Here is a 14,131-nt window from a genome sequence, read left to right as displayed (position 1 = left end):
CCACTTCAAACGGTCCGTAAGAGCGTTAAGCGGGAGTAGTTCAAATGAAAAAAAGAGTCAAAAGGCTGAGAATGAAAGAGACAGTAATTAAAGCGATAAGCGGTTTTGCGGCACGTTTTTTAATTTGTTTCAGGTCAACGGACATGCCGAGTGCGCACATCGCCATCCCCATGAAAAACGTGCCTGTTGAGGCGATGGTATGAATTTCGTGCTCGGACAACATCCCTTTTTCCGTTCCGATTGTACCGAAGGCAGATACAAGTAAAAAGCCGATTAAAAAGAAAGGGAACGGTGCGCTGGATGGCGTGCCGTTTTTCTTTTTGTTTAGTAATAAAAGAATGAGGCAAAACGGAAATAAAAGAAGGACGCGGCTTAACTTTGATAAAAGAGCGTCTTCCAATGCAGCTTCTCCACCCGCTGCGCCGGCAAGAGCAGCATGGGCCAATTCGTGAAGCGTAAAGCCGGACCAGAGACCATACTGTTCCGTCGTTAATCCGATAATGGGTGATAAAACAGGATACAGCAGTGCAAAAATAGTACCGATAAAGGCAATCATTCCAACAGCCAGCGCCGTATCTTCTTCTTTTGCCTGAATGATCGGTGCGGCTGCAGCGATGGCCGCAGCGCCGCAAATGCCTGTGCCGGCACCAAGCAGCAAAGCAAGCTTTGGCTCGATGTTCAGCCAGCGCCCGATGAGCACCATTACGCTTACGGAGAACAAAATCGTTGCCGCTGATTGCAGCAGCAGAGGGGCTCCTTCTGAGGCAATAACAGCGATATTCAAACGTATGCCATATAAAACAATCGCAAAACGTAAGATTGTTTTTCCTGTAAATGCAATCCCTGCCCGCCATTGTTCAGGATAGCCGATCGTGTTTCGGTACAAAACGGAAAGCAGGATCGCCAATGCCAGAGGCCCCGCATAGCCAATGACGGGCAAATTCGCTGCGGAGACAGAGACGCCGGCAAGCAGTGCGGTAAACAGAATGCCGCTGATAAATCCATGCTGCTTTGGCTCCGGCCAAGATAAAACGTCTTCTTTCATGATAACCCGCTCCTTTTCTGTTAGTTTCATGGTAAAATAAAAGAAGCAGAAAAGATAATTAATGATTATTATTCGAATAATAAGCAATCACTAATGATGGTGGGCGAAAATGGAACAGAAATTAAAGGTATTTTTAACAGTAGTGAAGCATATGAACTTTTCAAGGGCCGCGGAAGAGCTGTTTATTACACAGCCGGCGGTCAGCCAGTACGTCAAATCGCTCGAAGAAGAGCTGGGTATTAAACTCATCGACCGGACGAATAAAAAGATCCGTTTGACGAAAGCGGGAAGCCTGGTGGCTTATTACGGCGGCGAGATTTTTACATTGAATGAAAAAATGAAGCAGGCGGTAGAAGACTTGGCGGGAGAAGTAAAAGGGAAGCTGGCGGTCGGGGCGAGCTATTCATTCGGTGAGTATATTTTGCCGCATATTGTCGCGGATTTTCTTGAAAAATTTCCGTCTGTGGACCCGTTCATTACCATCGGGAACACACAGGAAATTGCCGAAAAGGTGATTCATAATGAAATCGACCTCGGTGTGGTTGAAGGAACCGTTTCATCCGGTAAACTAGTTGCTGAAAAAATTGCGTCGGACCGCATGTTTGTGATTAAAGGAAAAAAAGAGCATCTCGAAAAGCGGGTTCATTTAAATGAAGAAACATGGATTGTACGGGAGCAGGGATCGGGTACGCGGGAAGCATTTGAATGGTTTGCGGCGAAAAATGGAATTAGGCCGGCCAAACTATTAGAGTTTGGCAGCACGCAAATTATTAAAGAAGCGGTTGAAGCGGGTCTTGGTGTCGCGCTTTTATCGGAGTGGACGATTCGGAATGAACTCGAACTCGAAAAATTAAAGATTGTCGGCGGCGGCAGCCTTTATTATGAGCGGAATTTTTATGCAATTGTTCAAGATGCGCCATTTATGACCAAAACAGCTGAAACGTTTTTGCATTTTTTACGAAGAGACTAGCAGAAATTGGCGGTCTCTTTTCTTATGAGAATGGTTAAAAATAGCTGTCGCCTTCTATAGCCGGATTTCTTACAGTTTGGGCCGGAATTTCTGATTTTGGGCCGGTTTCCCTGTAATATGAGCCGAATTCCCATCAATTCGGCCTTCGAGAGGCGGAATCCGTCTTTTCTATCGATAAATCGGCCTAAATAGCTCACAATCCGGCCTTCCCGCATGATTGCGGGACAGCCCCTATAGAAATGAAAAAAAGGTTGTCTCATAAGTTCATTGAGACAACCTTTTCTGTATATTAAGGCAGTTTTGTTTCACCCATCAAGAATCGGTCAGTTTCACGTGCGGCTTCGCGTCCTTCATGAACGGCCCAAACGACAAGGCTTTGGCCGCGGCGCATATCACCGGCTGCAAAGATCCCTTCTTCGTTTGTATTGTATTTACCGTATTTCGCAAGGACTGTATTGCGCGCTGTTGTTTCGACACCAAAATGTTTTGCCAGCGGCATGTCTGTTCCACTGAATCCGATAGCCACTAAGACGAGTTCCACAGGCCATACTTCTTCGCTTCCCGGAATCTCTGTCATTGTGTAGCCGCCGTCTTCAAGGTACGTTTTTTCCATACGGACAGTATGAAGTTCTTTTAATTTCCCCTGTTCATCGGCAACGAATTTTTTCGTTGAGATTAAGTATTCACGCGGGTCTTCACCGTATACGGCTGCCGCTTCTGCGTATGCATAATCAAGCGTAAAGGTATTCGGGAACTGAGGCCATGGATTGCTGCCCTGACGCACATCCGATTGGCGTTCATGTTTGCCGAATTGCACGACACTTTTTGCGCCTTGCCGAATGGCAGTGGCCACACAGTCGGCGCCCGTGTCACCGCCGCCGATGACGATGACGTTTTTGCCTTCAGCTGAAATGACCTCTTCGTCGGTTTCATTCAAGAGGCCTTTAATGCTTTTCGTTAAATACTCCATTGCCAGGTGAATGCCTTCTGAATCGCGCCCTTCAATCACGATATCACGGTGTGTCTGTGCGCCTGCACATAAAATGACTGCGTCGTATTCTTCTTTTAACTGTTCTTTCGTAACATCTTTGCCGATGGTTGTATTGACAATGAATTCAATGCCTTCATTTTTCAGCAATTTTACGCGGCGTTCGACGGTTTCTTTTTCAAGCTTCATCGAAGGGATCCCGTACATAAGCAGGCCGCCGATGCGGTCGTCACGTTCAAATACCGTGACAAGATGGCCTGCTTTATTTAACTGGTCCGCAGCGGCAAGCCCGGCTGGTCCTGAACCGACAACGGCGACACGTTTGCCTGTGCGGCGTTTTGGCGGGTTTGGTACGATCCAGCCTTCCTCAAAGCCTTTATCAATAATCGCTTTTTCAATGGATTTAATCGCAACAGCCGGGTCACTGATCGCGACTGTACATGATCCTTCACAAGGAGCCGGACAGACGCGCCCTGTGAATTCAGGGAAGTTGTTTGTTTTCACAAGCCGGTCAAGCGCTTCTTTCCATCGGCCGCGGTATACGAGGTCGTTCCATTCTGGAATAAGATTGTATAAAGGACAGCCTGATGGTGTGCCTCCAATCATTTGGCCTGTATGGCAGAAGGGAGTCCCGCAATCCATACAGCGGGCCCCTTGAATGCTTAATTCTTTCTCGGGAAGGACAGTCGTATATTCTTTCCAGTCATTTACACGGTCAGCTGGATTCCGTCCAGGAGCGGTTTTTCGGTCATATTCAATAAAGCCGGTTGCTTTCCCCATTATTCAATCTCCTTTCTTACACATTTTCAACGGCAGGCATCTTTTTCTCTGTAAATGCCGCGTATTTTGCTTCAGATGTTTGTAAGCCTTGCTGTTCAAAGTAAGAAATGGATTTCATCATTTCTTTATACTCATGAGGGATGACGCGGATAAAGTGGTCTTTTTCCGTCTCCCAGTTTTCTAAAATCGAAGCGGCAAGCGGGCTGCCGGTCCACTGTGCGTGGCTTGTAATCAATGCTTTCACTTCCGCTTCTTCCTGCGCTCCATCCAGTGATTCTGTTAAAACCATTTCGCGGTTAATGCGGCGTTCCTGTTTTTCGCGGTCCGGCGCATACAGGTACGCAATACCGCCGGACATACCCGCTGCGAAGTTACGGCCTGTTTCACCTAGAATGACGACACGTCCGCCGGTCATATATTCACATCCATGATCGGTAATGCCTTCAACCACAATGTTTGCTCCGCTGTTCCGAACAGCAAACCGGGTACCGGCACGTCCATTAATAAACGCTTCACCGCTTGTTGCACCATATAAGTTTACGTTACCGCAAATCGCATGTTCATGCGGGACGAGGTCCGCATCTTCATGTGGACGAACGACGAGGCGGCCGCCTGATAAACCTTTTCCAAAATAGTCATTGGCATCTCCGTTCACTGTGAAAGTTAATCCTTTCGGAAGGAACGCTCCGAAGCTTTGGCCGGCAGAGCCATTAAATGTGAATTGAACAGTATTATCTGGAAGACCGTCTGCACCATAGGCGAGCGTAACAGCTGAACCGGTAATCGTTCCGGCAGCGCGGTCCGTATTGACGATATCGAATTCGCCTGACACAGCCTGTTTGTTTTCAAGAGCAGGCCGTACTGCGTCTAATAGAAGACGGCGGTCAATCGTACGTTCTAATTTATAATCCTGATCTTTCGTTTTATATTGTTTCTGACCCGGTTTTAACGGTGTCATGTATAAAAGCGGGAAGAGATCAAGGTATTTTGCTTTCCAATGCAATTCTTTACGTGCATGCGGCTTTAATACTTGTTTTTGTCCGATCATTTCATCGATTGTCCGGAAGCCGAGTTCCGCCATGATTTCACGGATTTCGCGGGCCACAAATGTTAAATAGTTGACCACGTGTTCCGGTTCACCGGTGAACTTTTTACGAAGCTCCGGATTTTGTGTCGCGACGCCGACCGGGCATGTGTCCAGGTGGCAGACGCGCATCATTACACAGCCGAGAATAACAAGCGGTGCTGTTGCAAAACCGAACTCTTCCGCACCGAGAAGGGCAGCTAAGACGACATCGCGTCCGTTCATTAATTTTCCGTCTGTTTCAAGCGTTACTTTTTCACGCAAACCGTTCATAAGCAATGTCTGATGTGTTTCTGCAAGACCAATTTCCCACGGAATGCCGGCATGTTTAATACTTGTTTTTGGTGATGCACCTGTACCGCCCTCATATCCGCTGACGAGAATAACATCGGCAAGGCCTTTTGCGACACCGGCGGCGATTGTACCGACACCTGATTTTGCGACAAGTTTTACATTAATGCGGGCATTATGGTTTGCGTTTTTTAAGTCATAAATAAGCTGCGCCAAATCCTCAATCGAATAAATATCATGGTGAGGAGGAGGAGAAATTAAGCCGACTCCAGGCGTTGAACCGCGTGTTTCCGCAATCCATGGATACACTTTTTTGCCTGGAAGGTGACCGCCTTCACCCGGCTTCGCTCCCTGCGCCATTTTAATTTGAATTTCGGTTGCTGTATTTAAGTATTCACTTGTTACACCGAAACGGCCTGACGCCACTTGTTTAATCGCGCTGCTTCGGTTATCACCGTTTTCATCCGGACGGTAGCGGACGGGATCTTCTCCGCCTTCACCGCTGTTGCTTTTCCCGCCGAGGCGGTTTAAGGCAATGGCAAGTGCTTCATGCGCTTCTTTACTGATTGAGCCGTAAGACATAGCCCCTGATTTGAATCGTTTGAAAATTTCTTCAAGCGGTTCTACTTCATCAAGCGGGATAGATGGCCGCGCTGTAAAGTCAAGATCTAAAAGCCCGCGAAGGAACATCACATTTTCTTCGTTCGCCATTTTTGAAAACTCTTTGTAAAGTTCATAGTTGTTTGTTCTGGCAGCGTGCTGAAGCATATGGATCGTTTTCGGTTCAAATGCGTGCTTTTCACCTGTTGCGCGCCATTGGAATTCACCGCTTGAATCAAGCGTAGAATCGTTAAACTCGCCTTTTCCGAATGCATCGCGGTGACGGAGAAGAGTTTCTTCTAAAATGACATCAAGCGTAATGCCGCCCAGCGCTGTCGTTGTCCCTGTGAAATAGGTCTCCACAACATCGTGACCGATGCCGACTGCTTCGAAAATTTGGGAACCGCGGTAACTTTGAACAGTTGAAATGCCCATTTTAGCCATGACTTTAATGATGCCGCTCGTCGCTGCATAAGAATAATTTTTCTCCGCTTCTTCTGCAAATAGATCGGTAATCGTGCCGTCTGCAATCATCGCGCGGATGGATGCAATCGCCAGATAAGGATAAATGGCATCGGCGCCGTAACCGATCAGACAGCAAAATTGGTGAACATCGCGGGCTTCCGCTGTATCCAAAATGATGCTGACATTTGTACGGCGTCCTGTTTTAATTAAGTGTTGATGAAGGCCGCTCACAGCAAGCAATGCCGGTACCGCTGCTTTTTTATTCGTCACACCGCGGTCCGATAGAATAATAATGGACGCGCCGTTATTAATTGCTTCATCCGCTTCAGCAAAAAGACGGGACATCGTCTGTGACAGCGCTTTTTCTTCTTTAATGTTAAAGAGAAGAGAAAGGGACGCTGTTTTAAATGCGGCTTGCTTGTTATACGCAATTTTATTCCATTCTTTTTCTCCAAGAATCGGCGTTTCAAGGCGGATTCTCCGGCTGTTATCCGCTGAAGGAGATAAAATGTTGCCTTCGTTTCCAAGCAATGTCATCATCGATACAACATTGTCTTCGCGAATCGCATCAATTGGCGGGTTTGTCACCTGCGCAAACAGCTGTTTAAAGTAGTTGTATAAAAGCTGCGGACGTTCCGATAATACAGCAAGCGGCGCATCATAGCCCATTGAACCGATCGGATCTGTTTTTTCCACCGCCATCGGTGCGATCTGTTTTGTAAGTTCGTCATACGTATACCCAAATATTTTTTGAAGATTCAGAATTTCTTCTTCTCCATAAGACTCCGTTGATCTGTGTGTTTCTTCCAGATCTGAAATATGTGTTAAGTTTTCATTCAGCCATTTACGGTATGGCTCCGCTGTCGTAATTTCTTCTTTAATTTCGGCGTCAGAAACAATGCGTCCTTCTTCCAAATCGACAAGCAGCATTTCGCCGGCGCTGACCGTTTCTTTTTTGATGATGCGCTTTTCATCGACTTCGATTGTACCGACTTCAGAAGAATAAATAATATGATCATCGTCTGTTACATAGTAGCGAGCCGGACGCAGACCATTCCGGTCCAAAATCGTGCCGATTTTCCGGCCGTCTGTAAACGAGATGGATGTCGGACCGTCCCACGGCTCCATTAAGCAGCTATGATATTCATAGAATGCAAGTTTCGGGTCCGCCATATGCGGGTCGCGATCCCATGGCTCAGGAATCAGCATCATCGCTGCATGTGGAAGAGAGCGGCCGGACAATGTTAAAAATTCAATAGCGTTATCAAGCATCGCTGAGTCGCTTCCGTTTGTATCAATAACCGGCAGCAGTTTTTCATATTGATCACCGAATAATTTTGAATAGCCGGCTTTTTCACGTGCCTGCATCCAGCTGACATTTCCGCGGTTCGTATTAATTTCACCGTTGTGAATTAAGTAGCGGTACGGATGAGCGCGTTCCCAGCTTGGGAATGTATTCGTACTGAAGCGGGAGTGAACAAGGGAGAAAGCAGATTGGTAGTCTTCTTTTGAGAGGTCAATATAATATTGATCGATTTGCTCCGGTGTTAACATCCCTTTGTAGATAATGGTTCTTGTTGAGAAGCTTGGAATGTAAAATGAACCTTGAATATCCGTATTTTTTCCAATTTCATTTTCGATTCGTTTTCTCATAATATACAGCGCACGCTCAAAATCTTTTTCCGTTTCGTGCGATTTATTTTTTTCGACAAACAGCTGCATCACATAAGGCGCAATCACAAGTGCTTCAGGACCGGCTGCTTCCGGGTTCACAGGAACATCACGCCAGCCGAGCAGCTTTAATCCTTCTTGCTGGAGGATCAGTTCAGTTTCGATCTGGATCTGTTCACGTTGTTTTTTGTTTTGCGGCAAAAAGAACATGCCGACTGCGTAATCAAAAGGGGCAGGTAAACTAATGTTCAGGCTTTCACATTCTTTGCGGAAAAAATCATCGCAAATTTGCAGCATAATACCAGCACCGTCGCCTGTCGTGCCGTTTAAATTTCCGCCGCGATGTTCGAGACGGCAAAGCATATGAATTCCATCTTGAACAATTTTATGAGAAGGACGGCCTTTTATATTTGCGATAAAACCGATACCGCATGCATCATGTTCATTTGACGGGTCATATAAGCCCTGTTTTTCTGGATAACCGTAAAGATTCATGTTGTGCACCTCCGCGTTCAAATCATAATTTCTCTGTTGATATTTATTGTAAAGACGAAAAATGATACAATCAATATATTATTATCGGGTTTTCAATCTCATATTGATATGAATTGAAGGGGAGAAATCAAAATGGAGATGCGTCAAATAAAGTATTTTATGGAAGTCGCAAAAGAAGAACATGTGACAGAAGCGGCGTACAGGCTTCATGTTGCCCAATCCGCTGTCAGCCGTCAAATTGCTAAGTTAGAAGATGAGCTTGGGGTGGAGCTTTTTTTACGGGAAGGCAGAAGTGTCCGCCTGACGCATGCCGGAAAAATTTTTTTACAGCATGCAGAAACAGCAATGGATGCGATGGATAAAGCTGTTCAGGCAGTCAATGATTATCTGAATCCAGAGGCGGGGAAAATTCGTCTCGGCTTTCCTAACTCATTGGCAACGAAAACATTGCCTCGTGTGATTTCTGCTTTCCGCAGCCAATATTCAGATGTCGGATTTGACTTTAATCAAGGATCAAACCGCGAGCTTCGCGAGCTTGTCCAAAGTGGGGAAATTGATCTGGCTTTTGTATCGCCTGTCCCGGAATCGTCACCTGAAATTGAAACGCATATTTTTTTCTCGGAACATATGCGGGCACTCATTCCAACGCACCATCGTCTGGCGAAACAGGTGTCGCTCAATTTGCGCGACTTAATGGATGATCAGTTCGTTCTGTTCCGTACAGGCTATGATATGCGGGCGCTCGTGATTGAAGCGTGCCGGCAGGTGAACTTTGAGCCAGCCGTTGCGTTTGAGAGCGATGATATTTATACGATCAAAGGGCTGGTTGAAGCGGGTCTTGGCGTCAGTCTTCTGCCGGAAACGCTGCTCATTGACCAGACACCGATGGGAACGGTCAGCATTCCGGTCAGCGTACCCCGCGTCACACGAACAGTGGGAGTTATCATTACGAAAACAAGGCCGCTGCCGCCGTCAGAAAAATTATTTTATGATTTTTTAATAAAATATTACAATCGATTGAATGATTTTAGCTTCTAACACATGGTGAAGCCTGCCGGACGAAGACTCCTGCGGGAACAGTGGACAGGGCGTGATCCCGCAGGGGCGCGAGCGACGAGGAAGCACGCCGTCCGCCCGCGGAAAGCGAAGTCCGGCAGGCTTCACTATCGGCCCTTTTCAAAAAAGTGATGCTTCCCGGCAAGATGACTATCCGCTGCCGCAATAGAAGCTTTCTTTGAAAAAAGACTGCCGACTTTGTCGACAGTCTCAGACACCGGTAACATGAATAGCCGGTGTCTTTTTTCTTATTAAGCCCAGTTTCCGTTGCGGAAAACAGCTTCTCGTGTACCGTCCTGCTTAATGCCGTCAATGTTCATGTCAGCAGAACCAATCATGAAGTCCACATGTGTAATGCTGGTGTTAAGGCCGTTTTTCTCCAGTTCTTCCTGAGACATTTCTTTGCCGCCTTCAATGCAAAATGCGTACGCGCTGCCGATGGCAAGGTGGTTCGACGCATTTTCATCGAATAAAGTATTGAAGAACAAAATGCCTGCATTTGAAATAGGAGAGTCGTGCGGAACGAGGGCGACTTCACCTAAATAGTGAGCCCCTTCATCCGTTTCTACCAGCTGTTTTAAAACTTCTTCACCTTCTTCAGCTTTGACATCGACAATTCGCCCTTTTTCAAATGTCACCGTAAAGCCGTCAATAATATTGCCGGCATAGCTGAGCGGTTTTGTTGCTTTTACATAACCGTTTACACCGGTTTTAACCGGGACGGTAAAGACTTCTTCTGTCGGCATATTCGCCATAAATGCATGTCCTTGTTCATTGACACTGCCGGCGCCGACCCATAAGTGATTGTCGGGGAGGTCAATCGTTAAATCTGTACCGGGTGCCGTGTAATGCAATGTTTTAAAATGCTTTTCGTTTAAAACCGCCACTTTTTCGCGGAGCCGTTCATCATGCTCTTTCCAGGATTGTACCGGATCGTCATGGTCAGCACGAACCGATTTAAAAATAGCTTCCCAAAGAGCTGGAACACGATCTTCTTCAGGCAAATCTGCAAATACTTTGTCCGCCCATTCTTTTGACGGGGCTGCGATTACTGTCCAGCTTACTTTGTCTGATTGAATGTATTCACGGTATTTTTTCATAGCGGACCCGGCTGCTTTTTGATAAGCGGCAATCCGTTTTGAATCCACTCCTTTCAGCAAGTCCGGACTTGAAGAGATGACAGACATAAAGGCTGCTCCTTCTTCAGCGAGTGTTTCCATCATCTGCTTGTTCCACGCTGGGAATTCGCTGAACGCCTCATCGGGAGCGAGTGTATATTTTAAACGGGAAACCGCGTCATCACTCCAATCCACGTAGACGTGTTTCGCACCTGCTTTATACGCTTTTTCCACAATAAGACGGACCAGCTCCGCGGAATCAAGTGTTGCGCGGATGACGAGGGACTGTCCAGGCTGCACGTTTACACCTGTTGTAACCGCAAGCTGCGCATATTTTTCAAGCTGCTCGTTAAAAGTAGTCATATGAAAAACTCCTTTATTATGTAGTGAGTTCATTTTAACAAAAAGATGCCTCATTGTCTGAAAGAGGCATCTTGGTCTAATAGTGCACGGATCATATCTTTGTTTGTCAATAAGTCAGAGAGCGTATAGCGATCCAGCACGGCAAAATAGGCCTGCAATGCTTCAAATAAAACGTGTTTCAGCCCGCAGACAGGGGTAATGACACACTTGTTTTTTTCTTCGGAAAAACATTCGACAATGTGAAAATCATCTTCCGTTTTCCGGACGACAGCGCCTATGTTAATGGACTGTGGCTCCATTGCCAGCCGAATGCCGCCGCTGCGCCCGCGGATCGTTTCAATGTAGCCGAGTTTCCCAAGTTCATGAATGACTTTCATTAAATGATTTTTTGAAATCGAATATGCGTCCGCAATTTCTTTTATATTGGAAAGTTCCTCATCTTTCTTTGATCCGAGGTAAAGTAAAACGCGCAGTGAATAATCGGTATATAACGTTAGTTTCATTTTTCTCACCTATCCTGTTTGTATTATGTCACGTGTTACGGTGTGTTGCAATTGTGAACGTTCTTTTAAAGATGTATTTAAAATATTTCTTTTATTGCGTTTATCTAGTATAAAAAGATGTAAATGAAATATATCTTTATTGGAGGTCCGCCCATGCTTTCGCAAAAAACCATTGATATTGTCAAGTCAACTGCACCTATATTAGAAACGAACGGAAAAGACATCACAACCTATTTTTATAAAACATTGTTTGAAGCGCACCCTGAATTGCTTCATATTTTTAACCATGCGAATCAATCACAGGGACGCCAGCAGACGGCGCTTGCAAACGCGGTATATGCAGCTGCCAAGTATATCGATCAGCTTGAAGTCATTCTCCCTGCCGTCAAACAAATCTCACATAAACACCGCAGCCTTGCGATTAAAGCGGAGCATTATCCGATCGTCGGGGAGTATTTATTGAAAGCGATTAAAGAAGTGCTTGGCGATGCAGCAACGGAGGATATTATCCATGCATGGGGTGAAGCATACGGCGTGATCGCGCAAGTATTTATTGATGTAGAAAAAGAAATGTATAAAGAAGCGGCAGAGAAAAAAGGCGGATGGGAGGATTTTAAAGAATTTATCATCGAGAAAAAAGTGGTGGAAAGCTCGCTGATTACATCTTTTTATTTAAAAGCTGCAGATGGCATGCCGGTTCCGGATTATTTGCCGGGGCAGTATATTACGGTCCGTGTATCCATACCTGGTGAAGAGTACTTATTCAATCGCCAGTATAGTCTATCGCAAGCGCCGGGAAGCGGGTATTTCCGTATTTCCGTGAAGCGTGAAGCGGATCATGTGCCGAATGGAAAAGTATCAACGTTCTTTCACGATCATCTGAATGCGGGAGATATGATTGAAGTAAGCGCTCCTGCCGGTGAATTTTTTTTAGAAAAAGGCAGCCAGCCAGTTGCCTTGATTTCCGGCGGTGTCGGTATTACACCTATGATGGCGATGCTCGGTTCCATTGCGAAAAATGAACCAAACCGGAAAACCGTGTTTATTCATGCAGCCCGTAATAAAGCGGTGCATGCATTTCGCGAAGAATCTTCGTCGCTCGTTGAAAAGCTACAGGACGGACGAATATATATTGCCTATGAAGAGAAAAAAGACGAGTCAGAAGTGTGCGATATTACAGGGTATATCAGCAAAGAATTTTTGCAGGAAGTCGTTGATAAAGGCAGCGTTTGCTACGTATGTGGTCCTGTGCCTTTTATGCGTGCGATCGTGAGCCACTTAACAACGCTTGGATTTAGTGAGAATAATATAAAGTATAAGTTCTTTGGACCGGCAATGGCTTTTTTATAACCCGTACTCTTTTCAATCATAACGAACATCGAGCACTTCCGCACGTTCAGGTCTGCTGATATAATGACCTTGGATTGAGTCACAGCCAAGCTCTTTTAATACGGTCATCTGTTCTTCTTTTTCAACGCCTTCTGCAATGATCGACAGACCGAATAGTTTAGCAAGCTGAATGATCATTTCAACGAGCGCTTTATCTTCATGAGAGGTGTGGACATCATCAATAAATGATTTATCAATTTTCAATTTATGAATGGGCAGCATTTTTAAATAAGTGAGTGATGAGAAGCCGGTTCCAAAGTCATCAAGTGAAATCGGGATACCTTCTTTTTTCAAGGCGTCAATATTGCTTTGCTAAAAGGGTGCGGATTTCTTGACGGCTGAACGTCCCGGGGATTGCCAGCGCAAATTTATTTCCGCTTTCATAACCGTATGTTTCATTAACCCGCTTAAAATTATCAATATCGATTATGACGACGGCAATTGGCAAATTCAGCGGAACGGTTCTTGTGTGAATAAACTGTTCAAGGCCGCGGCGGTTTGGGAGATTTGTCAGATCATCTGTGTATGCAAGCTGAATGGCTGTTTTTCTGTCCAGCACGGAGAGCGCAGTCATAAATATGAAAATCATGCCGATGGGCAGTATGATAAGTGCAATGAAAAGACCAGGTGTGGAATGATCCTGATGTAAATAAGTAAAACCCTCAGGAACATAAAAATCTGCTGACTGCATGCCGATATAATGCATTCCGCTGATTGCCGATCCCAACAGAAGGGATGTGATGATTTTCCAGAAAATACCGCGCTTATGCATAAAATAATTAAAAAATTGAATGGCGGAATAGGCGGCAGCAGCGGCGATAACGACCGACAGCAAAATATACATAGAATCATAAACTATTTTTGCATCAACAATTATGGCCGCCATACCTGAATAATGCATAAGAACAACGCCGAAACCGGTAATGATAGATGCGGCACTGAAAGTCCACCACCGCCTTTTTAATTTATAAAGCGTATAAAAGGCGGCATAGGCTGCTAAAACAGCCGGAATGATCGAAGCAATCGTAAAGGGAATCTTGTACTCTATCGGAATAGGCAGTGAAAAAGACATCATGCTGACAAAATGCATGGTCCAGATGGTCAAGCCAATAAAATGGCCGTCATTGTCAGCCATATATTTGTTCTGCCGAGAGTGGAGTGGACAATACGCTCATTCATTGTTAATGTTACATAAGAACCGACAACCGCAATGAATATAGATGCTGCGACAATGTTGTAGTCGTAAAATTCCGGCAAGGTGATTATAGGTGAAAAGACCCCATTTTTTGTTAGTCTTTGTTATTTTAACAGAT

At 45.4% G+C, this 14,131-nt stretch carries 10 protein-coding genes; 3 read left to right on the top strand and 7 right to left on the bottom strand.

All coding sequences use genetic code 11. The features are described from left to right. Nucleotides 1-40: 40 nt before the first annotated feature. Entirely contained in the window at nucleotides 41-1,045 is a 1,005-nt protein-coding gene (locus BTO30_RS03345; protein ID WP_075397305.1) for a YeiH family protein, read from the bottom strand. Nucleotides 1,046-1,154: 109 nt separating this feature from the next. Here BTO30_RS03345 and BTO30_RS03340 point away from each other — a divergent pair, with 109 nt between their 5' ends. After that, nucleotides 1,155-2,015 (top strand): LysR substrate-binding domain-containing protein, encoded by an 861-nt coding sequence (locus BTO30_RS03340; RefSeq protein ID WP_075397304.1) that lies wholly within the window; start codon nucleotides 1,155-1,157, stop codon nucleotides 2,013-2,015. 289 nt (nucleotides 2,016-2,304) lie between these two features. On the opposite strand, the gene BTO30_RS03335 is transcribed toward BTO30_RS03340, so the two are convergent. Together BTO30_RS03335 and gltB are read right to left on the bottom strand one after the other, a co-directional pair. Next, nucleotides 2,305-3,783: a glutamate synthase subunit beta gene (locus tag BTO30_RS03335; RefSeq protein ID WP_075397303.1), complete on the bottom strand. Its 1,479-nt coding sequence runs from the start codon at nucleotides 3,781-3,783 to the stop codon at nucleotides 2,305-2,307. Between the two features lie 16 nt (nucleotides 3,784-3,799). Then, nucleotides 3,800-8,389 carry a glutamate synthase large subunit gene (gene gltB / locus BTO30_RS03330; protein WP_075397302.1) on the bottom strand — a complete coding sequence of 1,530 codons (4,590 nt, stop codon included), beginning with the start codon at nucleotides 8,387-8,389 and terminating at the stop codon, nucleotides 3,800-3,802. Nucleotides 8,390-8,521: 132 nt separating this feature from the next. Between gltB and gltC the strand changes: the two genes are divergently transcribed. Next, nucleotides 8,522-9,427, top strand: a complete 906-nt coding sequence (gltC, locus tag BTO30_RS03325) for a glutamate biosynthesis transcriptional regulator GltC (protein WP_075397301.1) — start codon at nucleotides 8,522-8,524, stop codon at nucleotides 9,425-9,427. A gap of 269 nt (nucleotides 9,428-9,696) precedes the next feature. Here gltC and BTO30_RS03320 read toward each other — a convergent pair whose 3' ends face one another. Then, a complete protein-coding gene (locus BTO30_RS03320) occupies nucleotides 9,697-10,926 on the bottom strand; it encodes an aminopeptidase (protein ID WP_075397300.1) in 1,230 nt (409 codons plus the stop codon). A 50-nt stretch (nucleotides 10,927-10,976) separates the two neighbouring features. After that, entirely contained in the window at nucleotides 10,977-11,429 is a 453-nt protein-coding gene (locus BTO30_RS03315; RefSeq protein ID WP_075397299.1) for an Rrf2 family transcriptional regulator, read from the bottom strand. A 153-nt stretch (nucleotides 11,430-11,582) separates the two neighbouring features. Between BTO30_RS03315 and hmpA the strand changes: the two genes are divergently transcribed. Beyond that, the gene (gene hmpA, locus BTO30_RS03310) at nucleotides 11,583-12,779 is read left to right on the top strand and encodes an NO-inducible flavohemoprotein (protein WP_075397298.1); all 1,197 of its coding nucleotides are present in this window, start codon (nucleotides 11,583-11,585) and stop codon (nucleotides 12,777-12,779) included. Between the two features lie 12 nt (nucleotides 12,780-12,791). On the opposite strand, the gene BTO30_RS03305 is transcribed toward hmpA, so the two are convergent. Together BTO30_RS03305 and BTO30_RS03300 are read right to left on the bottom strand one after the other, a co-directional pair. After that, nucleotides 12,792-13,112 (bottom strand): EAL domain-containing protein, encoded by a 321-nt coding sequence (locus BTO30_RS03305; protein WP_075397297.1) that lies wholly within the window; start codon nucleotides 13,110-13,112, stop codon nucleotides 12,792-12,794. A 4-nt stretch (nucleotides 13,113-13,116) separates the two neighbouring features. Then, nucleotides 13,117-13,953 (bottom strand): MHYT domain-containing protein, encoded by an 837-nt coding sequence (locus tag BTO30_RS03300; RefSeq protein WP_075397296.1) that lies wholly within the window; start codon nucleotides 13,951-13,953, stop codon nucleotides 13,117-13,119. Between the last annotated feature and the right edge of the window lie 178 nt (nucleotides 13,954-14,131).

This window comes from Domibacillus antri (assembly GCF_001936625.1).
GTDB classification, from domain to species: domain Bacteria; phylum Bacillota; class Bacilli; order Bacillales; family Domibacillaceae; genus Domibacillus; species Domibacillus antri.
Note: the sequence above shows the minus strand (reverse complement) of the source record. Positions and strands in the feature narration are given on the sequence as shown.

Coding starts and splice junctions, on each gene's coding strand:
- gltB (WP_075397302.1), bottom strand. CDS start 8,389: ATGAATCTTTACGGTTATCCAGAAAAACAGGGCTTATATGACCCGTCA.
- BTO30_RS03340 (WP_075397304.1), top strand. CDS start 1,155: ATGGAACAGAAATTAAAGGTATTTTTAACAGTAGTGAAGCATATGAAC.
- BTO30_RS03320 (WP_075397300.1), bottom strand. CDS start 10,926: ATGACTACTTTTAACGAGCAGCTTGAAAAATATGCGCAGCTTGCGGTT.
- BTO30_RS03315 (WP_075397299.1), bottom strand. CDS start 11,429: ATGAAACTAACGTTATATACCGATTATTCACTGCGCGTTTTACTTTAC.
- hmpA (WP_075397298.1), top strand. CDS start 11,583: ATGCTTTCGCAAAAAACCATTGATATTGTCAAGTCAACTGCACCTATA.
- BTO30_RS03335 (WP_075397303.1), bottom strand. CDS start 3,783: ATGGGGAAAGCAACCGGCTTTATTGAATATGACCGAAAAACCGCTCCT.
- BTO30_RS03300 (WP_075397296.1), bottom strand. CDS start 13,953: ATGGCTGACAATGACGGCCATTTTATTGGCTTGACCATCTGGACCATG.
- BTO30_RS03345 (WP_075397305.1), bottom strand. CDS start 1,045: ATGAAAGAAGACGTTTTATCTTGGCCGGAGCCAAAGCAGCATGGATTT.
- gltC (WP_075397301.1), top strand. CDS start 8,522: ATGGAGATGCGTCAAATAAAGTATTTTATGGAAGTCGCAAAAGAAGAA.